The organism is Rhodococcus sp. G6(2025), from assembly GCF_058628105.1.
In genome coordinates this window covers 193,585-212,402 of record NZ_CP179751.1, presented here as the reverse complement: position 1 = coordinate 212,402, position 18,818 = coordinate 193,585, and the positions used below count along the sequence as shown (strand labels likewise).

Annotated in this window: 14 protein-coding genes and 4 pseudogenes; 8 read left to right on the top strand and 10 right to left on the bottom strand. The window is 65.4% G+C overall.

The window, feature by feature from the left end:
• Positions 1-33: 33 nt before the first annotated feature.
• Together ACLIVD_RS38025 and ACLIVD_RS38020 are read left to right on the top strand one after the other, a co-directional pair.
• Positions 34-213, top strand: a pseudogene (locus ACLIVD_RS38025) (helix-turn-helix domain-containing protein); the annotation flags it as partial.
• A pseudogene (locus tag ACLIVD_RS38020) lies at positions 204-464 on the top strand (transposase); the annotation flags it as partial. The pseudogenes ACLIVD_RS38025 and ACLIVD_RS38020, both read left to right, overlap by 10 nt.
• Here the strand turns inward: ACLIVD_RS38020 and ACLIVD_RS38015 are convergent.
• Together ACLIVD_RS38015 and ACLIVD_RS38010 are read right to left on the bottom strand one after the other, a co-directional pair.
• Positions 382-1,914 (bottom strand): M81 family metallopeptidase, encoded by a 1,533-nt coding sequence (locus ACLIVD_RS38015; RefSeq protein ID WP_491933151.1) that lies wholly within the window; start codon positions 1,912-1,914, stop codon positions 382-384. The pseudogene ACLIVD_RS38020 and the gene ACLIVD_RS38015 sit on opposite strands and share 83 nt — an antisense overlap.
• 26 nt (positions 1,915-1,940) lie before the next feature.
• On the bottom strand, positions 1,941-3,296 hold the full coding sequence (locus ACLIVD_RS38010) for an MFS transporter (RefSeq protein WP_491933514.1): 1,356 nt from the start codon (positions 3,294-3,296) through the stop codon (positions 1,941-1,943).
• A 174-nt stretch (positions 3,297-3,470) separates the two neighbouring features.
• Between ACLIVD_RS38010 and ACLIVD_RS38005 the strand changes: the two genes are divergently transcribed.
• Positions 3,471-4,505 (top strand): Lrp/AsnC family transcriptional regulator, encoded by a 1,035-nt coding sequence (locus ACLIVD_RS38005; RefSeq protein WP_491933150.1) that lies wholly within the window; start codon positions 3,471-3,473, stop codon positions 4,503-4,505.
• 138 nt (positions 4,506-4,643) lie between these two features.
• Here ACLIVD_RS38005 and ACLIVD_RS38000 read toward each other — a convergent pair whose 3' ends face one another.
• Positions 4,644-4,826 (bottom strand): hypothetical protein, encoded by a 183-nt coding sequence (locus ACLIVD_RS38000; protein ID WP_491933149.1) that lies wholly within the window; start codon positions 4,824-4,826, stop codon positions 4,644-4,646.
• A 444-nt stretch (positions 4,827-5,270) separates the two neighbouring features.
• Here ACLIVD_RS38000 and ACLIVD_RS37995 point away from each other — a divergent pair.
• Positions 5,271-6,536 (top strand): annotated as a pseudogene (locus ACLIVD_RS37995) (IS30 family transposase).
• 365 nt (positions 6,537-6,901) lie between these two features.
• Here ACLIVD_RS37995 and ACLIVD_RS37990 read toward each other — a convergent pair.
• From ACLIVD_RS37990 to ACLIVD_RS37975, 4 genes and pseudogenes are all read right to left on the bottom strand, one after another.
• Positions 6,902-7,336, bottom strand: a complete 435-nt coding sequence (locus ACLIVD_RS37990; RefSeq protein ID WP_241962226.1) for an AMP-binding enzyme — start codon at positions 7,334-7,336, stop codon at positions 6,902-6,904.
• Between the two features lie 309 nt (positions 7,337-7,645).
• A pseudogene (locus ACLIVD_RS37985) lies at positions 7,646-8,028 on the bottom strand (RidA family protein).
• Positions 8,029-8,067: 39 nt separating this feature from the next.
• A complete protein-coding gene (locus ACLIVD_RS37980) occupies positions 8,068-9,573 on the bottom strand; it encodes a carboxylesterase/lipase family protein (protein ID WP_491933148.1) in 1,506 nt (501 codons plus the stop codon).
• Between the two features lie 22 nt (positions 9,574-9,595).
• A complete protein-coding gene (locus ACLIVD_RS37975; RefSeq protein WP_491933147.1) occupies positions 9,596-10,510 on the bottom strand; it encodes an MBL fold metallo-hydrolase in 915 nt (304 codons plus the stop codon).
• Between the two features lie 181 nt (positions 10,511-10,691).
• Between ACLIVD_RS37975 and ACLIVD_RS37970 the strand changes: the two genes are divergently transcribed.
• Positions 10,692-13,487 (top strand): helix-turn-helix transcriptional regulator, encoded by a 2,796-nt coding sequence (locus tag ACLIVD_RS37970; protein WP_491933146.1) that lies wholly within the window; start codon positions 10,692-10,694, stop codon positions 13,485-13,487.
• Positions 13,488-13,613: 126 nt separating this feature from the next.
• The gene (locus ACLIVD_RS37965) at positions 13,614-13,745 is read left to right on the top strand and encodes a hypothetical protein (RefSeq protein ID WP_491933145.1); all 132 of its coding nucleotides are present in this window, start codon (positions 13,614-13,616) and stop codon (positions 13,743-13,745) included.
• A gap of 26 nt (positions 13,746-13,771) precedes the next feature.
• On the opposite strand, the gene ACLIVD_RS37960 is transcribed toward ACLIVD_RS37965, so the two are convergent.
• Positions 13,772-14,005, bottom strand: a complete 234-nt coding sequence (locus ACLIVD_RS37960; protein ID WP_202715254.1) for a hypothetical protein — start codon at positions 14,003-14,005, stop codon at positions 13,772-13,774.
• Between the two features lie 57 nt (positions 14,006-14,062).
• On the opposite strand from ACLIVD_RS37960, the gene ACLIVD_RS37955 reads away from it, so the two are divergent.
• The gene (locus ACLIVD_RS37955) at positions 14,063-15,415 is read left to right on the top strand and encodes an FAD-dependent oxidoreductase (protein WP_491933144.1); all 1,353 of its coding nucleotides are present in this window, start codon (positions 14,063-14,065) and stop codon (positions 15,413-15,415) included.
• Between the two features lie 76 nt (positions 15,416-15,491).
• Here ACLIVD_RS37955 and ACLIVD_RS37950 read toward each other — a convergent pair whose 3' ends face one another.
• Positions 15,492-16,292 (bottom strand): enoyl-CoA hydratase/isomerase family protein, encoded by an 801-nt coding sequence (locus tag ACLIVD_RS37950; protein ID WP_491933143.1) that lies wholly within the window; start codon positions 16,290-16,292, stop codon positions 15,492-15,494.
• Entirely contained in the window at positions 16,276-17,457 is a 1,182-nt protein-coding gene (locus tag ACLIVD_RS37945) for a CaiB/BaiF CoA transferase family protein (RefSeq protein ID WP_491933142.1), read from the bottom strand. The genes ACLIVD_RS37950 and ACLIVD_RS37945 overlap by 17 nt, the downstream gene beginning before the upstream one ends.
• Positions 17,458-17,883: 426 nt before the next feature.
• Here ACLIVD_RS37945 and ACLIVD_RS37940 point away from each other — a divergent pair.
• Positions 17,884-18,793, top strand: a protein-coding gene (locus ACLIVD_RS37940) for an IS5 family transposase (protein ID WP_491933075.1) whose coding sequence is annotated in 2 segments (ribosomal slippage) — positions 17,884-18,258 and positions 18,260-18,793 — 909 coding nt in all. Because the reading frame shifts where the segments join, the coding sequence is not laid out codon by codon here.
• Positions 18,794-18,818: the final 25 nt, after the last annotated feature.

Genomic DNA, 18,818 nt, shown 5'->3' with positions numbered 1-18,818 from the left:
CGTGCTTGGCCGTACACACCGAAGATCCCGCCGATGGCCCTCTCTACGTCGGAGCCGCGCCGCTCAGCCCAAACCCCACTACTCCACCGGGACGCCTATCACTTCGCTCGGCTGATCCGGCTAGGGGTGAGTAACTCTGAGGCGTGCCGCCGTGTCGGAATCAACCGCCGGACCGGGACACGATGGCGGTTCGGTCGCACGATGACGTCCACTCGCCGTGGCAGCGCGGCAGCAATGAGAACCTCAACGGGCCTCTGCGTCAGTACTTTCCCAAAGCCAGCGACCTCAGCATCCATAGTTCAGAGCGTCTGGTCGAGGTTGCCTCCCAGTTGAATACTCGACCCCGCAAGACCCTGGAGTGGGCAACTCCGGTTTCGCCCCTTACTGAAATACCCTCATCCCACGACAAGCCCGACTGTTGTGATTCTGCCCACCAAAAGGCACGCCGAGTGGTCCGATTCTGATCCCGGACGCCAACCTCTGCCATGGAAGGTCCGATGGATCGGCAGCGACAGGGCCGGGGGCCTTCGCAACGAGAATGGAATGAGCGATCGGTTGGAAGTCCGCTCGGAAATGCACCGAACTCTTGACGACCACGATTTCGCTATCTTCGGGTTCTAAGCCGACCATCCGGAATTGGTTGCGGTCGAATAACTGTGACTTCCAGGTTGTGACGACGATTCTGACGCCGCCAATTCGAAGGCAGGCGGATGGGCCCTGGTCGATCTCATTGCCACGCATCATCGGGCCGCCGAAGCGGCACCGACCATCTGAGACTCGCTCCACTACGAACGTCTCTTTGAGGGGTTCATCGCCAGGGATACTCGATTGGCCGCCGAGAGCGACCGTGATCGGTTGCCCCGGTCCCGCTGCGTGCGCGGCTGAAGCGACGTCGGGGTCACAAATCGCACCGACTATTGCGCGCTCCGCATCGGCGTCGAGAAGAGCCCGGATAATGCCCATCGTATTGGCGTTACCACCAGCTCCCGGATTATCCTGGGTGTCCGCAATGATTACGGGGCGGGTGGATGCGCCCGCAATCCTGATGGCGTCGCCCACGGCGGCCGACGGACCCTGTAGCGATACCATCCATTCGGACTCGCGTCCGACAACTTCGTTGTAGAGGACCTCGACGGCGCGCTCAAGGTCCGCCCGGTCACTTCCATATCCCCACACTGTGGGCCCGCACTCAGGAAAGTCGCTGCTCGGGAATCCGGCGGCAAAGGACATGCACGAGGTATCGCCCCCAAGGGCTCCGAGTTTTTCGTAGACGAGTCCTGCCGGGTCTGTGAATGTGCATCCCGCGTTGATCGGGATCAGAAATGGGATGCGTCGAATCACGCAATGGAGGGTTTCCCCAGCAGTGAGCCTGAGCAGCAAACCCGCGGCTCGCGCCCCCGTTTCGGCCATGTCGGTGTGGGGATACGTGCGGTAGGCAACGAGAGCGTCGGCGTTCTCGACCATTCGAGCCGTGACATTGGCGTGCAGGTCCAGGCTTGCGACGATGGGCACTCTATCCCCGACGATCGCCCGCAATCGAGTTAGAAGTTCGCCTTCACCATCGTCATGGTGCTCCGCGACCATCGCTCCGTGGAGGTCGAGGTAGATGGCGTCGGGGGCGGCGACGGCAGCCGCGGATGTTATCTCACCGCAGATCCTTTCATATGTATCGCGTGTCACTGGAGCAGACGGGCTCGCTCCTGCCCAGATGACCGGCACGATCGTAATACCTTTGCTCTTGACCTCCTTGAGGAACCCTCCCATCGGGATGTTGACCTCCTCGAGTTCGTGCACAGAGCCTCCCCGTCGCAGAGCGGGAAATCCCTCGCCGTTGACGAAGCTGTCGTAACTCGCGGGCGGTCCCACTGCGAATGTGTTCGTTTCGTGTTGGAAGCCTGCCACTAGTATGCGCACAGCAAATTCCTCCTCATGGTTCGGTTCTAAGGGTTTCTGTTGGCAAGGGGCGCAGAGTCGCGGGCCAAGGGTCGGGGGCTCGGGTCATCTGCCGCGAACGGCGATTTGCGGGGAAGGCGGTTCGCGAAGATCAGCAACCCGCCGACGAGCACCACCCCTGCCATGACCACTAACCCGGGGGACGCGCTTCCAGTCGAATCCTTGATGTAGCCGATCAGTGTCGGGCTGAAGAATCCGCCGAGTAAGCCGATGCTGTTGATGAAGGCAATACCGCCCGCGGCGGCTGTTCCGCTGAGGTAGCCGGCTGGGATGGCCCAGAATACGATATAGGCACCCTGTAGGCACGCTGTGGCCACGATGATCGCAACGAACGAGACGAGGAAATTGTTCGCCGTCAGCGCTGAGATAAGAAGCGCGGCCGCAGCGGCAAGGGCTGGCACGGAGCTGTGCAGGCGTCGTTCGCCCCGCTTGTCCGAGTGGCGGGCGAGTGGAAACATGACGAGCAGCGCGACGAGATAGGGGGCTGCGGACAATTGCCCGATTTGCGTCGTGCTTGCGACTCCGTTTTCTTTGAGAATCGTCGGCAACCAGAATGCGACGGTGTACAGGCCGCCGATCAGGCAAAAGTACCCGATGGCCAGCGCGTAAATGCGGGGATCCCGCAAGACTTGTAGAAAGTTATGGGTGGACGCAGCGTCCTCCGTATCCGACACCTCCTGCTGGATTACTGCCTTCTCGGCGTCGGTGAGCCAACTCGCCAGGTTCGGCCGGTCTACCAACGTTTTCCACACGACGAACCCGAGCAGGACACATGGCAGACCCTCGGCGAGAAACATCCATTGCCACCCTGCGAGACCGAGCGTTCCGTCGAACCTGGTGATTGTCCAGGACGAGATCGGCCCGCCGATCATTGATCCCAGCGGTCCAGGGATCATTAGCAGAGCCATCGCCCCAGCCATCCGCGCCCGCGGAAACCATAAGGTCAGGTAGAAGATGATGCCAGGCGCGAAACCGGCCTCAAAGACCCCGAGAAGAAATCGCAGTACATAGAACGTCATCGCGTTGGTAACAAACATCATTGTCGCAGAGGTGATTCCCCATAGAACCATGATCCGGAAGAGGGTCTTGCGAGTGCCGATTTTCTCCAGAAGCAAGTTGCTGGGGACTTCGAAGAGAGCGTACGCGAGGAAGAAGATCCCGGCTGCCAGACCGTACGCTGACTCGCTGATCCCTACATCTTCGGTCATCTGAAGCTTTGCGTACCCGATGTTTACCCGGTCTAGGTAGGCGAAGGTGTAACAGAGCACAAGCAGCGGCAGAATCCGCAGGCCGATTTTCCGATAAAGCTTGTCGCGATCGATAGTGGCGCCAATGTCGACCATAGTGGTGTTCTCCAACTCTTGCCAGATGTTCTGCACGGCGGCCGTTGCCATGGAATGTTGACAAGAGTGCGTGAGCACCGGCATCCCACCTACAGAATGATGGAAAGATGCTAATTCTCGGCATATTTTGATTGAAAACGACATTGTCGGATCCCGCCGAAGGGAAGGGGCCACATGCTAGACGAACTCGACCTTGCGTTGGTAGATGCTCTGCAGGTCAACCCACGCGCCAGTTGGGCGGCGCTGGGTGATGTCCTCGAACTGGCGCCGGTCACTCTGGCACGTCGATGGCAGCGGCTCGCTGAATCGGGGGCGGCGTGGATCTCGGTGTCGTTAAGTAACTGGGGGTCCCGCGGTGCGGTAGTAGAATTCTTGTGTCGGCCGGGGTCCGAGTTGTCCGTTGCGCGGGAGCTGTCCGAGGTCCCAAACATCAGCACGGTTTGCGTCACAACCGGTGAGTATCAGGTGCTGGCGCTGATGCTCGCCCCCACTCTTGCTGGGATCTCTGTTGCCTTGTTGGAAGCGCTGCCGGTTCCTGATGCAGTTGTTCGTCTACGCACTCACGTTTACGGAAGCACGTTCGGAGGAATTTTCTGGCGTCTGGGTGTCTTGAATCGCATGCAGATGGACCAGGTCCGCAATGAACTGGGAAAACCCCCATCGCCGATAGCTCGTGCGGAAACCACTCCGCAGAGCAGATCATTGGACAGCGGGGATCACGCCTTGTTCCTGGCGTTGGGACATGACGGCAGGCGTGCCTACACCGATCTCGCCGATGATCTCGGCAGCACACCCCAAGCAGTGAAACGAAGGCTGGACCGCCTGCGTCGCCATGGCGATATCGTCTTTCGATGCGACGTGGCACGTTCGCTCGTAGGTTGGCATTCCATGGCTCTGTTCTGGATTCGGGTGCCCGACGCAGACATGCAGGTGGTCGGCCGTTCCATCGGAACCTGGTCCGAAACACGCCATTGTGCAGCTGTCGCCAGCCCTGCAAACCTTTGCGTCATCGTGAATCTGCGTTCTCTGGAACATCTCGACGAGCTGCTGCTTCGGCTGGCTCGGGATCACCCTTCTGTGGAAGTGGTCGACCGTCGGTTGGTTCTGCGCCAGGTGAAGGTCTACGGGCGGATAGTCGACGAGCAAGGTCGGTGCGTCCGAGTCATTCCGGTGGATCCGTGGTTCCGTACTGAAGACCACCTGATATAGGCAGCTGCGGGCGGCACCCACACCCGCACCCTGTCGCGTTCTGAATCGTCCCGAGTTTGATGCACACCTAACACCGCGATCAGTTCGGGGTCGTACGGATCTGCCGTGCGCTCAGTGCACGATCGCCCCGAGAACCATCTACGCCTGGCTGACGCGGCCGTTGTCGAGGCGGGCGTTGTGGGACGCCACCATCACCGCGGTGCTGGCCTCGTACTGCGTCGAGCGTGACGAGCACGGTGGGCGCAGACCGGAGTCGCTGTACGGCTCGTTGAAGATGTGGGCCCACCTGCGCCGCCAGGGTATCGAGGTGGCCCGCTGCACGTGGAGCGGCTCATGCGTGTCAACGGGTGGGGTGGTGCCACCCGGGCGAAGAGGGTTCGCACCACCGTGCCGGAGCTATCGGTGCCGGCGGCCGCCGGATCTGGTCGACCGGAACTTTCGGGTCGACCGGCCCGACGCCCTCTATGTCGCAGACTTCACGTACGTGCGGATGGTGCCCGGCTTCGCTACACGACGATCGTGATCGATGCGTTCGCCGGCACGATTGTCGGTTGGGAGGTGTCGGCGTCCAAGGAGACCGCCTTCGTGCAGCGGGCGGTGAACCAGGCCTGCACGCTGCGGTCGATGCAGCAGATGAACGCGCTGCGCACCATTCGGACGTGGGTCGCAAACCAGCTTCAACTGGTGGAAGCAACACCTCGATCATGGAGGTGTGGGAATGGGACGCCACCCGGGTGGGCGGCAGCGTTTACGGGGCGTGCGGTGATGCGGTCACCGGGACGTCCTCCGGTGCGCCGAGACCTCGAGCGGGCATTCTGGGCGCGGATCGCCGAAGGTCTCACAAGGACGAATCAGCGACAGCGTGCGGCGTGTCGGGGCCGGTAGGGACATGTTGGTTCCGCCAGGCTGTCGGGATGCCACCGATCGAGTCGATCCCGGTCTCGGGAAGGTACCTGTCGTTCACCGAACGCGAGGATATCGCGCTGCGGCGAGCCAAGGGTATGAGTATGCGCGGCATCGCTGGCCGACTCGGACGATCCCCGTCGACGATCTCGCGAGAGTTGCGGCGGAACGCCGCCACCGGTAATGGGAAGCTCTCATACCGGGCGTCGACCGCACAGTGGAAGGCCGACCTCGCCGCCAGGCGCCCGAAGCCGGCGAAGGTCGCCGAACACGATCGATTGATTGGCCGCAACAAGCCTCGGCGCGGTGACCGTTGGTGGGCGACGGCGTGGAGTCCGGAGCAGATCTCGAGTCGCCTACTGATCGACTATCCGGAGGATCCGTCGATGCGCATTTCAGATGAGGCGATCTACCAATCGCTCTTCATCGAGGGGCGTGGCGGCTTGGAGCGGGAGCTCGCCGCGTGCCTGCGCACCGGTCGGGCGGTACGTAAGCCTCGTGCGCGAGCACGGAAGCAGCGCATCGGTTTCATCACCAATGAGGTGACCATCGGAGCTCGGCCGGGGGAGGTCGAGAGTCGGAAGACGCTGGGGCATTGGGGGGGCGACCTCGCTATCAGGTCTGAACCGGTCCGCGATCGGCACGCCGGTCGCGCGCACCAGCAGATTCACGACACTGCTACATCTGCCGCGCCTGAAAGGTTATGGGATAGCGGCGATGATGAAGCACGGGCCAGGCGCTGTCCGGATATGGTTCGGTGTCCGTTCGTGATGCTCTGGCCGCGACGCTGACACCATTGCCCGAGCATCTACGCAGATCCGTGACATGGGATCGGGGAAGGGAACTGGCGCGTCATGCTGAGTTGACGGCACCAACGGGTATCCGTGTCTACTTCTGCGATCCGTAAAGTCCATGGCAGCGCGGGACGAGCGAGAACATGAATGGGCTCCTGCGGCAGTATTTCCCGAAGGGTACTGATCTGTCGCGATACAAGTTCCGTGAACTTCAGGCGATCGCTGATGCGCTCAACAACCGCCCTCGAAGATCCACGGTTGGAGAACTCCAGCGGAAGTGTTTGCCGAACAGGTACACTCGTCCTCGCGGCACATTGTTGCGACGACCGGTTGAATCCGCCCACCTCTGCGTGGGTGTATTGGTTCAACACCCGCCAGGCTTATGCACCGCCTCGCGCGAATCCCTCCAACCGAGTACGAGGCCACGAAACTACGCTGAATACCGTGCCGACCGACCGGTCGCACACAAATGACACTGTGTGCATCAGACTCGGGATGGTTCATTCAGCGCGGTAGGTTACAGATTCACTGATGGTAACTTGTGCGATGTCACCAGCCCATTGTCAGTGGTCGGCAGCTTCCGAACTGTTCATCGCGGGCCAGTGCTCGAAGCTTCGAAGTGGGGAATAAGTGCCGGCGATGATCCGGAACACGGCGGTGCGGGGTGTTTCCGGGCGGTGCACGCCAAATGTAGCGGCATCATTGTCGATTCTGTTGGGTGGTTGGGGGTATCGACCTACCACTGGATGCAGCGAACCGGCGGAGGGTGGGGCGAGCTCGGCGGCTGCGAAGCGATTGCCTGGCGCTGATGTCGTCTTGGTCGCCACCGGTACGGGATCGGGGAGCCGATGGTGTGGTTGCGTCGGCTCCCCGGGATCGGTGTTGGGGCGGAGGACTTTGACGATCCCCCGCGACTGTGGGGTTCTCGATCGTCGAGGGGGTATCGGATGTTTGCCCGTCCACGATCTGCCGAAGGGTGCGGCGCAGGATTTTGCGGGATCGGGTTTTCGGCAGCCTGGGAACGATGTCGACTCCGGAGAGCGAGGCGATGGCGCCGATCTTTGCGCGGACCAGGTCACTGAGTTCGGTTGGCAGGGTGTCGATGCGCTCGGAGTAGATGGTTGTCGGGACCACGAGTGTGGCGAGAGCGACAGGGGAGGGGTGGTTTGATCCAGGCTGGGCCTTCTCGCCGGTCCGGGACCGGGTTGCCGTCGCTGGCCTTGGTAGTAGGCGTGCTCAGACCGGACTGCGGTGGCACCGTTGATGTCGACGCGCGCCCAGCGGCAACGCCCCTATTATTTGAACAATCCGTGGATGAGGCGTTCGGGCTGAGGCACAGAGGGTGGTGCCGGTCGTCCGGCGAGTGCGCACAGGGGTCCGGCAGTTGCGGCAGTGGAACCCTCGGGTTGGTGAGCGTCCTCGTCAGACGACCGGCCATCGCGATCAGTCGTCGAGCACTGCCAGGGCGTCGACCTCGACGAGCAGGCCTGGCGGAAGCTGCATGTAGACGGTGGTGCGGGTGGGGAAGGGCTCGCCGACGGCGGCGGTGTATGCCTCGTTCATCTCGGCCAGATGGGCGGGGTCGGTGAGGTATACGCGCAGCATCACGACGTCCTCGAGGCCCGCGCCGCCCGCCTCTAGGACGGCGGTGACGTTGCGCAGGGCCTGTGTGGTCTGTTCGGCGACCGTGGTGCCGGCGACCTCACCGGTGTCCGGGTCGAAGGGGAGCTGCCCGGAGACTTGCAGGAGGGGCCCTTACGGATGCCTTGGGACAGCGGGGCCGGCAGGGTGGGTGCGTTCTCGGTGGTGATGACGGTTCTGGTCACGGTGTTGCTTGTGAGGTTGCGGACGGATCCACATGCGGGTCAGCTCCAGGCTTGGCGCTCGCGGCTTCTGGGGTCGTCGACCTGGGTCCAGTGGGCGTTGATGCGCATGGTGGCCCGGCGCTCGGTGTCGTACGGGTCCCAGCCGGGGTTGCCGGTCTGGGCGAACCGGACCCAGGCGGCGTGCATGCGGGTGGCGAGATCGGTGGGGGGCTTGTCGGGGCCGAGTAGGGCGTCGGGGCCTTTCAGCTCGGGCCGATCCGTGCGGTCGAAGACGAAGGGCAGCTCGACTGCGTGGGTGGCGCCGAGCTGTCCGTCCAGGGCGTGGGAGCGCCAGGCGAACTCGTAGGCGTAGGTGGCGGACTCGGGGTGGGCGGCGTGTGCGCCGGCCAGGGCCCAGCTGCCCGCGCCGAACAGCGCGTCGCCCATGATGGCGGAGCGCAGCTCGCCGAGGGACGCCTCGGGGCGTGTCGTGCGGTAGGTCTCGACGAGTTGCGTCGGTTTTGGGTGCGAGCGCACCGCCGTGTCGTCGACGTCCCCGGCGGTCGAGGTGGAGTACTTGCCTACGGGGACCAGGTAGAGGTTTCCCTCTTCGGTGTTGGTCCCGATGAGCAGGTCGATGTCGCTGCTGTGCCCGGCGGTGACGGATTCGGCGGGCTGCGTGTCGAGGACGAGGCTGAAGGGGCTGAGTCCGATCAGTGGGTCGTGGTGGGTCTCGGTGTGCAGGTCGATGCCCGCGAGCCGGGAGGCGGCCTCGACCAGGCGGGCGTCGGAGATGTCCGCGAAGGCGTCGAGGTGGGGCTCGATGTCCAGGGCCTCGGCTGCTGCCTGGGTGACGCAGGCGGCCTGATCGGTGGTGAATGCCCCTAGGCCGCTGCCGCTTTGGACGATGGCCCGACGGAAGAGGCTCGTGGCGTCGGGGGTGGCGAGGACGCCGCTGACGATGGTCGCCCCGGCCGACTGGCCGAAGAGGGTGACGTTGTGCGGGTCACCGTCGAAGGCGGCGATGTTCTCCCGCACCCAGCGCAGTGCGGCGACGACGTCGAGCAGGCCGCGGTTGGCGGGCGCCCCGGGGATGTCGAGGAACCCGGCGATGCCGAGTCGGTAGTTGAGGGTGACGAGGACGACGCCGTCGCGGGCGAAGGCGGAGCCGTCGTACATCGCGGACCGCGTCGATCCGGCGACGAATCCGCCGCCGTGGACGAACACCATGACGGGCAGGTCGTCACCACCGCTACCGCCGCCGTGGGCGGGTGTGAAGACGTTGACGGTGAGGTAGTCGTCGCCGCGGCTCCAGCCGGTGCCGAAGTAGGGGGTCATGTTCACGCTGCCGAGCTTGCGTTCGGACTGCGGCGCGTTGGGTCCGGGCGCGGTGGCGTCCCGTATGCCGTCCCACGGCTCGTGCGGCTCGGGCGGCGCGAATCGGCCGGCGCCGCGTGGCGGGGCGGCGTAGGGGATGTTGAGGAAAGCGGCGGTGTCGCCCTGGCGCAGGCCGCGAACGGTTCCGTGCGCCGTGGTCACGATGGGGTCGGGGTGGTGGAGGTTCACGGTGGTGACTTTCCTCAGGGTCTCAGGCCTGCTCGGTGTACGGGGCGAAGGGGGCCCAGCCTTTGATGGCGAATTTGTCTGCTTCGCGGACCACTTCGGCGGCGCCGTGGCCGCCGAAGTGCGCGGGGATCACGAGTGCGTTGTTGTCGGCCGCCCAGCCCAGCACCTTGCGGCGGGTGGCGCGCGAGCCCGCGGGGTCCTCGCAGAAGCAGCTGTTGGCGTGGGGCTCGACGATCTGCACGGGGCTGTGGAGCATGTCACCGACGAACACCGCGCGGTCTGTCCCGGAGATGAGGGTCAGCACGCAGGAGCCCGGGGTGTGTCCGGGGGCCGGGTCGAGGCGCAGGTCGGCGTCGATCTGGTGGCTGTTCTCCCACAGTAGCGTCTGGCCGGCCTGGTGCACCGGGGCCACGCTGTCCTCGAAGACGTTCTGGTTGCCGCGACCGAGCAGTGGCTTGTGGTCGTTTGCGGGATTCCAGAAGTCGAAGTCGTCCTTCGGCATCAGATAGGTGGCGTTGGGGAACGTGGGCACCCACTGCTGGTCGTGCAGGTACGTGTTCCAGCCGACGTGATCGATGTGGAGATGGGTGTTGATCACGATGTCTACGTCCTCGGGCTCGACGCCGGCCCGGGCGAGATTGGCGAGGAAGCCTGTTTCGAGGCGGTTCCACACCGGTGCGTAGGGGCGGTCCTTGTGATTGCCCACGCCGGTGTCGACCAGGATGGTCTTGCCCCCGCTGCGCAGCAGCCAGGTCTGGATCGCGGAATTGACGATGTTGGTCTCGGAATCGAGGAAGTTCGGCGTCAGCCAGGAGGCGTTGTCGCCCCACACCTCTTTCGGACTATCCGGGAAGAAGGTGTCGGGCGTCATGTCGACGGAGCCGAAGTACTCCCATACCCGGGTGATGGTGACATTGCCGAGCGTGATCTGGTCCATGAAGTGTCCTTGGAGAATGCGGAGGATTCCCTAGAAACAGTACGAGCGGCCCCGGCGCGCGCGGTATCGGTAACGTGACTGCATCTGCGCGCAGAGCCTGGGCGCGGGGCGCTTGTAGCCTGGACGGGCCAGCGCGAGGCGACTTCGATCCAAAACCACAATTCAATTTCCGGGAGACTCGGTGGACGAGCACACAGGCGACCTCGGTGCGGTGACGAGACCGGATCCGGATCCGGATCCGGAGGAGTTGATCCTCGGCCGGGACGCGGAACTGGCACGCCTGTTTCGTGCGGTGGACTCGGCGTCGGCCGATCCCGTGCTGATACTGGCCGGTGAGATGGGCACGGGCAAGAGTGCACTGCTCGACCGTGCGGTCCGCCGGGCCGAAGCGAGCGGTGCTCGGGTACTGCGCGCGGAGGGCAGCGAGTCGGAGTCGAGCCTGGCGTTCTCCGCCCTGCATCAGTTGCTGCGGTCGCTGCGGGCCGAGATGGACGGACTACCGGAAAGGCAGCGCGCTGCGCTGGTGCACGCCTTCGGCGCGGGCCCGGCCCCGTCGGGACCCGATCTCATGCTGGTCGGGGTCGCCGTCCTGAATCTGTTGTCAGATCTGGGCGACCGGGGACCTGTGCTCGTGGTCCTCGACGACGCGCAGTGGTGTGACCGCGCTTCCCTGGACGTGCTGTCCTTCGCCGCCCGACGGCTGGCAGGTGAACCGGTCACGATACTGATCGGAGCCCGTAGCGGCGATCATGTCCCGGGATTCGACCGTCATGTGCCGACGCTCACCCTGGAGCCGCTCGACAACGCCGCGGCGGGTCGGCTGCTCGACCTGCAGCCGACGAGCCCCACCAGCCACACCAGGACACGGATCCTCGAGCAGGCCGGCGGTAACCCGCTGGCGCTGGTGGAACTGACGAGGGCAGCATCGGCACACGTCACGGCTGCGCCGCCGCCGTCCGCAGGTCCGCTCCCGCTCACCGATCACCTGGAGCGAATCTTCACCGCCCGCCTGAGCGGGCTCCCCACTTCCACGGCCGAGGCGCTGCTGCTTCTGGCCGCCATGGACAGCGCCGACTCCACGATCGCCGCCGCGGTGGGACTGCCGGCCGCCCAGGACGCGGCCTGGCTGCCCTCTGATCAGGCCGGGTTGGTCCGCCGCACCGGCAGGGACGTCCGGTTCCGCCACCCACTGGTCCGTTCCGCCGTCTATCACGCCGCATCCTCGGGTGCCCAGCGACAGGCGCATCTCGCGCTCGCCGAGATGCTGCGGGGCGAACCGGATCGGCGTGCCTGGCATCTGGCCGCCGCCTGCCCGGGGCCAGACGCGGACGTGTCGGCGGAGCTGGAGCGGACCGCCGCCCGGGCCCGTCGGCGCGGCGGGCACGCGGCGGCGGGCAAGGCCCTGCAGCGCGCCGCCGAACTCGCACCACGGCGCGAGGACAGCGCCCGGCTGCTGGTCGAAGCCGCTTCAGCGGCCGTGTTCACCGGAGACATCGCTTGGGTCGAGGAACTGGCCGCCGCGGCACGCGCGCGCACCGATGACCCGTCGCTGCTCGCCTCCGCCGCCGTGCACGCCGGACGGCTGGCGGTCCTGACGGTGCGCCACGCCACGGTGTTCTCCCGCCTGACCGAGGCCGCCGAGCAGTTGGCGCACTCCCAGCCCGCCGCAGCGCTGGACCTCCTGGCCGGCGCGGCCGTGGTCCGCTTCTACGCCGGAGAGGACACCCAGCGCCACCGCATCGAGGACCTCCTGCGGGGCCTGCCCGACGATGCCTCAAACACCGGTGTGCGCACCTGGGTGAGGGCTGTCTCGGACCCCTTCGACGAGCGGGCGGGACTCGTCGCCCTGCTGCCCCAGCTGGCCGCCGAGGCGGAAACACGGCCGGAGCAGCTCATCACCGTCGGGATCATGGCCTGGCTCTTGGACGAGACCCCACAGGCCGTCCGCGCCTTCGACGAAGCCTTCCACCGCTGGGAGTTGCAGGGAGCTCTGCCAGAGGGTCTCGGCGGAGCGGTCGCCTGGGCCTATGTCGAGCGCGGCAGGTGGGAACAAGCCCGCGAGGCGTGCACCCGCACCACCGCGGTCGGCCGAGCGGCCGGCCTCGACCACGCCGTGGCCTGCGCGGCCACCGTGGACGCCGCCGTGCTGGCCTTCCAGGGCGATGCGCCCTCAGCCCGTACCAGAGCCGAGGAGGCACTCGCCCTGATCGATCCGCTGGAAAGCCGCTCGGTCGCCGTGTATGCCCGTCGTGCGCTCGGTGCCGCGGCCGCCGCGGAAGGCGCGTACGAGACCGCGTATGACCAACTCCGCATGATCTTCACGGCAGACGGCACCCCCGTGCACTACCACGCCTGCTACCCGGCCCTGGCGGATCTGGCCGCCGCCGCAGTGCGCTGCGGGCGCAGCGACGAGGCCGCCCGGATCGTCGAGCGTTCGGCAAACGCACTGGCGGACAACGCTTCCCCTCGTCTGCGTGCGCTGATCAGCCGAGCCCGGGGTCTGCTGGCGAAGCCCGAGGTCGCCGAGCCGCACTTCCGGGCGGCCCTGGCCGATCCGGTGCTCGAATACTGGCCCTTCGAACGCGCGCAAACCCTGCTCGACCTCGCCGAATGGCTGCGGCGCCGTCGCCGCATCGCCGAGGCGCGCGGACCACTCACCGAGGCCCTGGAGACGTTCCGGCGCCTGGGCGCACGCCCGTGGATCGAGCGCGCTCGGGCCGAATCGCGCGCGGCCGGCCTCGACGTCACGGACACCGCCCCCGACGCGCTTGCCGAACTCTCCCCGCAACAGCAGCAGATCATCAGGCTCGCCGCCCGCGGGCTGACCAACCGCGAGATCGGCGAGAAGCTCTTCCTCTCCCCGCGCACGGTCAGCTCGCACCTCTACCGCAGCTTCCCGAAACTGGGCATCACCGCCCGCTCCCAGCTGCGCGACCTCATCGAGGGCACCCTCGCCACGGCCCGCCAGCAGGAATGAGGGCAACCTCCGGCCCGGGAAGCAGTCACCTGAGGCATACCGTGCGCCATCGCGCCGGACCAAACGGTCTCCTGGACGCGCAGGGCGAGCAGCTCCGGGGAAAGCGTGTGCAGGAGTGAGAGCACCATGCTGAGCGAGCCGGTGATGAAGAAGGTCACCACGGTGGTGTGCCCGTCGGAGATGGACGCCGAGTACCGCGAGCGCAGCCGCGGTGGTCACTTGGAATGCCTGCCGCGTCGTGTGCCGCCCCGGTCCTGAAAGCCGTGCTGGTTCTGGACGAATCGTCAGATTTCGGCGACGGCGGACCTGACAGACCGACCGGCGAGGCCGAATCCGAACGGCACTCCGGCGACGGTGCCGATCCGCCGCCGGCCGCTCTGCAGCAGGATGTCCCCGGTGTGGTGCATCCAGATGTCCGCAGTGGCCGCATTTCCGAACAACCAAAGGAGCGCAACCGGTTGTTCATCGGAAGTATCTGTGCTTGACTCGCGTGGGGAACCGATCGTCGGCTCACCCATTCCACCGCCGATCCTTCTCGGATCACACACATCGCACATTCGAGGGCAGCATCAGAGATGATCACGAACTGGAAAGAAACATCAATTGTCGGCACTAACTGTGACCTGCCGGTTCTCGACACCGTCGACGTTCTCGTCGTGGGCGGCGGCGCCGCTGGTGTTGCGGCCGCGACGGTGGCGGCCGAGGCCGGCGCGAGCGTGGTCCTGGTCGAGAAGTACGGATTCTGTGGTGGCGCTGCCGTCGCTGGGATGTCCGGCACCATCTGCGGAATGTACGCAGCGTCAGAGACACCCGGTTCGCCCCTGCAGGTCGTGCAGGGCTTTTCCGAGCGATTCTCCGTCGAGTTGTCCAAACGAGGTGGTCTGACAGCGCCGCAGATGTACGGCAAGACCTGGACCGCTGCGCACGATCCGCTGGTCTGGCGCGAGGCGGCGGAATCGATGCTGCTCGACGCCGGCGTGCGAATTCTGTTCCACACCAACGTGGTCGGTGTGATCATGGATGGGGCATCACACGAGGGTGTGGTGGTGGAGTCCACCGCGGGTCGCTCATCGATTCGGGCGCGGCGCACAATCGACGCCTCCGGTGACGGTGCGGTCGTCGCCCGTGCGGGCCACCGATACACCTACGGGGACAGCGGGCGTATCCAGAATCCGACGATGTTCTTCCGGATCGCCGGTGTCGACGTCGACCGGTTTCTCGACTTCTACGGCCACGACACGATCTGCCCGCCGGAGGTGTCCGCCGACATCGTCGCCGCGCGCGAGGAGGGGCTCGACCTCCCTCGGCAGAAGATCTGGATCTTCCAGACGCCGCGGCCGGGGGAGTTGATGGTCAACGCCACTCGTTTGGTCGGGTTCGACGGGCGCATGCTCAACGTCGTCGACCCGGTCGATTTCACCGAGGCCGAGATCGGGGGACGTCGTCAGGTCCGCAGCTACGCCGAGTACCTGAAGCTGCGCATACCCGGGTGCGAGAACAGCTATGTCGTCGATACCGGCACCGAGGTCGGCATCCGGCAGACCCGCACCATCGCGGCCGCGGAACGGCTCACCAATACCGATGTGCTCGATCACCGCAAGCGCCCCGACGGTATCGCGCGGGTGCCCTGGCCGATCGAACTGCACGACGGTGACAAACCGAAACTGCACTGGATCCTCGACGACTTCTACGAGGTTCCGTTTGACGCGCTGATCCCCGAGGTGGGGGATAACATCATCGTTGCCGGCCGGTGCCTGGGAGCCGAGCACGAAGCGCTGGCTTCTGCCCGGGTGACCGCCCAATGCTTCGAGTACGGGCACGCGGCGGCCGTCGCGGTGCACCAGTCGCTTCAGCGCGATGTGCCCCTCCGGGAGATCCGCGGCGAGGCTGTCCGCGAGCGCATGGCCGCCAACGGCAGCGACCTGTAAGCGCTGAATGGTGCAACGCAACAGGTCGGGGCAGCCTCCACGTGGAGACCGCCCCGACCTTGTTGTGTGTGCTGGGTCAACGCCCGGTGAACCGGGCCGGCCGCTTCTGGACGAACGAGGCGATGCCTTCCCGACCGTCCTCGGAGGCGAATAGGTCGAAGAGCAGGCTCTGCTCCAGGGCGTAACCGGGCCCCCGGTTGCCGGGCACCGCTGCCGTGGCGTAGCCGACGGCCTTTTTGATGGCGGCGACCGCCAGCGGGGCCCGCCCGGCTATGTCGGTGGCCAGTGTACGCGCGGTCTCGGTCAGGTCGTCGAGAGCGCAGATCTGCGCGACGATGCCCGACTGGTTGGCCTCGGCGGCGCTGAGGCGGCCCGCGGTCATGATCAGATGTCGTGCACGGTTCGGGCCGACGAACTGGGGAAGGCGTTGGGTGCCACCCCAACCCGGCAACAGGCCGAGGGAGACCTCCGGCAGGGCGAAGGCCGCCGATTCGGCTGCGATCACGATGTCGCAGGCGAGGACGATCTCGAATCCGCCGCCGAGGGCGAGTCCGTTCACCGCGGCGATGACGGGCTTTTCGAAGGTGTCGATCCGGTCGCACAAGGCGTTGCAGGCGCGCGTGAACGCGGCGAACTGGGCGGCATCTGCCTTCTCGTACTGGGCGATGTCGGCGCCGGCGGCGAACGCCTTCCCGGTGCCGGTAACCACAACGGCGCGGACATCGGGATCCTCGGCGACAGTGTCGAGGGCCTTGTTGAACTGCTGGACCATCGCCGAATTGAGGGCGTTAAACTTTTGCGGCCGGTCGAGGGTGATGGTTGCCACGCCCTCACCGGTTTCCAGTGCGACGAGGATTTCCTCAAGTGTTGTGGACACGGACAACTCCTTCCTGTGCGAGTGCGTCGATCTCGCTGTCGTTGAGCCCGAGTGTGCTCAAGATGGACGCGGTGTGTTCTCCCAGGGCGGGAGGCAGCGTGCGGGCGGCCGGTGTCTGGCCGTCGTAGCGGATCGGGTGAGCGAGCACCTTGACCGGGCCGCTACCGGGGTAGTCGAACTCAAGGAAGCTGTTGTTGTGCAGCACCTGGGCATCGTTGACAACGGCTTCGTAGTCGTTGACGGGGGCGAACCAGACCTTGTGCTCGGTGAAGTGCGCCTCCCACTCCTGGGTTGTCCGCTCGGCGAGGTGTTTGGAGATGCGCTCGTTGATCTCCTCACGGCGGTCGTATTCGTCGTCCGCGGCGATCGTGGTGAACCAGTCGTCATCGAACGCCTTGGAAAGGATCGACAGGGCGGTGATCGAAACGGTGATGTGCCCGTCCGCGGTGCGGTAGATCCCGTACGGCGCCTTGTAGTAGCGCGACCCGATACCGGTCGGGCTCCGCTCGCCCCGGAACCCGTTGAGATAGTAAGAGATCGGTTCGATCTGCAGGTCGAGTGCGGCGTTGAGTAGATTACTTTCGACCTTGAATCCTTTGCCGGTGCGTTCGCGCCCGAGGAGGGCACCGAGGATGCCGAACGCGCCCAGGACGGCACCGTGCTGATCGATGACGGAGGCGCCCACCGACGTGGGCGGTGAGTCGGCGCTGCCGGTCGCGTTCGCGAGCCCGGACAGCGACTGCAACAGTAGATCCTGGCCTGGCCGATCGCGGTACGGGCCGGCGGAGCCGTACCCGGACAGCGAGCAGTACACCAGCCGCGGATTGCGGGCGGACAGTTCCTCGTAGCCGAATCCGAGCCGATCGAGGGCGCCTGGCCGGAAGCTCTCGATGAGCACGTCCGCGTCGTCGATCAGTTTCAGCAAGATCGACTTGGCCTTCTCGGATTTCAGATCGATCGACAGGCTCTGGACATTCCGGTTGCCGAGCAGGAAGAAGACGCTGGCATCGCCGACATAGGCGTCAGGTCCGGACCAGCTTCGCTCGAAAGCGCCTGCGGGAGATTCGATTTTGACTACCTCAGCACCGAGGTCCGCGAGCATCTGGGTGGCCGACGGCCCCTGCAGGAAATGGGTGAAACTGACAACGCGTATTCCGGACAGCATGGACCCTCCCGGGCGTGAGTACGAATGACCCGGTCGCATCGACCTGTGCGCTGCGAGCTACGGGCTGGCTTGTGGGCCCCGCCCGGTGTCTCGGTGCGAGGCAGTTGGTACTTAATGCAGTAAAGCACGGCAGCACCGGTTGCACAACCGGTTGTTCATTGGGTTTTGCGCTGTGCCTACGACGTCGGAGCGCAGGGCAATCGATCGCCAGACGGCGAGCTGAGAAGCCTGGGTGCCACCTGGAGCAACGTCGTCGTGTGGCTTTGCCTGCTGGCCGAAGAGTCAGCGGCGTGATCCACGGCGAACAACTCGAATTCCCCGGCGACCGCCGTGACCATTAACGTAAGGTGTTGACCCGTGATCGATCAGGCGCTGCTAGGGTGTGTCTCCCAATGATTTGTGGTGTTGTGCTGCAGACTCTTCGGTGTGGCAGACGTTGTTGATCGGTTTGAGGTGTTGACGGACAAGCAGTGGGAGTTGCTCGAGCTGCTGTTGCCCAGTTCCGACGGGCTCCGGGGGCGGAAGTTCCGGAACAATCGTGTGGTGGTCGAGGGGATGCTGTATCGACTGCGGACCGGGTTGCCCTGGCGAGATCTCCCGTCGCATTTCGGGCCGTGGAAGACGGTGTGGAAGCGACATCGCCGCTACGCCGGAGACGGAACCTGGGATCGGGTGCTGACGGCTCTGGTCGCGATGGCCGACGCCGGCGGGAACCTGGACTGGGCGGTATCGGTCGATTCCACAGTGGTCCGTGTCCATCAGCACGGTGCGAACGCCGCCCGCCACACAGGGGGATCTACCGAATTACACGAACCTCGGTGACGAGCCTGCCGATCACGGCATCGGCCGGTCGAGGGGCGGGTTGACCAGCAAGGCGCACCTGGCGTGCGACGGTCACGGGCGCCCACTGTCGGTGCTGGTCGGCCCCGGCCAAGCCGGTGACAGTCCGATGTTCGCCCACGTACTGGAGGGAATCTGCGTCCCGCGGCTCGCCGGCGGAGCGCACCGCACGCGCCCCGACGAGGTCCGGGCCGACAAGGCGTACTCATCACGGGCCAACCGGGAACTGCTGCGCAGCAGAGGCATCAAGGCGGTAATCCCCGAGAAGACCGATCAGGCAGCGAACCGGGTGAACAAGGGCCGCTCGGGTGGGCGGCCACCGAACTTCGACCCGGAGTCCTACAAGGGGCGCAACGTGGTCGAACGGGCCTTCAACAAGGCGAAACAGTGGCGTGCGGTGGCCACCCGCTACGACAAACTCGCCCTCACCTACCGCGCCGGATTCCTGCTCGCCGGCATCGTCGAGTGGCTCAAACTATTAGGAGACATGTCCTAACGCGCCCGAAGGACGCACTCGAAGA

Coding starts and splice junctions, on each gene's coding strand:
- ACLIVD_RS38010 (WP_491933514.1), bottom strand. CDS start 3,296: ATGGTCGACATTGGCGCCACTATCGATCGCGACAAGCTTTATCGGAAA.
- ACLIVD_RS38005 (WP_491933150.1), top strand. CDS start 3,471: ATGCTAGACGAACTCGACCTTGCGTTGGTAGATGCTCTGCAGGTCAAC.
- ACLIVD_RS37975 (WP_491933147.1), bottom strand. CDS start 10,510: ATGGACCAGATCACGCTCGGCAATGTCACCATCACCCGGGTATGGGAG.
- ACLIVD_RS37965 (WP_491933145.1), top strand. CDS start 13,614: ATGCTGAGCGAGCCGGTGATGAAGAAGGTCACCACGGTGGTGTGCCCG.
- ACLIVD_RS37960 (WP_202715254.1), bottom strand. CDS start 14,005: ATGGGTGAGCCGACGATCGGTTCCCCACGCGAGTCAAGCACAGATACT.
- ACLIVD_RS37955 (WP_491933144.1), top strand. CDS start 14,063: ATGATCACGAACTGGAAAGAAACATCAATTGTCGGCACTAACTGTGAC.
- ACLIVD_RS37945 (WP_491933142.1), bottom strand. CDS start 17,457: ATGCTGTCCGGAATACGCGTTGTCAGTTTCACCCATTTCCTGCAGGGG.